Raw genomic sequence first — 697 nt, forward strand, 5'->3', positions numbered from 1 at the left:
GCACCCGCGATCGGTCCCGACCTCGTGACTGCCGGGGCCGAGCAGCCAGGTCCGCCCGGCGCCGGGGCCGCCGACGTGGCGGACCTCGACGAGGACGGGATCGCGCGGCGGCGGCTGCCACGCGCGCGTCGCGGTCGTCACGGGCACGGGGGCGCCGAGCCCGAGGACGGCCCCGGCACGGATGCCCGCCGGTCCCACGCGCAGCTCGGGGCTCACGAGCCGTTCACCGAGGTACAGCCGTTCCGTGCCGAGGGCGGTGCCGAGTTCGGCGACGGTCGCGCTCTCCGGCAGGTCGAGCAGATGGTCGGTCCGCCCTGCGTCGGGTGCGATGGTGCTGACAGCGAGTTTCACGGGGTGGTGGTCCGTTTCACGAACTGGTCCGCGTCGCGCCCTCGTCGGGCCGCGCGGGAGTGGGCAGGGGGCGGGCGGCGACTCCGGCGTGCGCGGCCGGGCTCGCCTCCTCCTCGGTCGCGTCGTGGGCCGGCTCCGGCTCGTGGGCCTCGCTCTCCTCGACGAGGTCGGCGGCCGTCTCGACGGCGGAGGCGGGCGGCAGCACGGGGGGCAGGTGGTCCAGCGTGCGCACCACGGCCCGGCCGAGGCCGTCGCAGCGTGGCAGCAGCGGGGTGCCGGTGACCGCGACCCTGCCGTACCGGTCGGTGAACAGCCGCCAGGCGTACGCCCGCGCCTCCCCCAGGAC

General features: G+C 77.5%; 1 protein-coding gene and 1 pseudogene. Both read right to left on the minus strand.

Going from position 1 to position 697, the window contains the following annotated elements; genetic code table 11:
• Window positions 1–351, minus strand: a 351-nt coding sequence (locus tag G3I42_RS11060) for a hypothetical protein (RefSeq protein WP_343244515.1), incomplete at its 3' end; no start/stop codon positions are given.
• Between the two features lie 16 nt (window positions 352–367).
• Window positions 368–697: pseudogene (locus G3I42_RS11065) on the minus strand (hypothetical protein); the annotation flags it as partial.

Source organism: Streptomyces sp. SID11385 (assembly GCF_010548245.1).
Classification (GTDB): Bacteria; Actinomycetota; Actinomycetes; order Streptomycetales; family Streptomycetaceae; genus Streptomyces.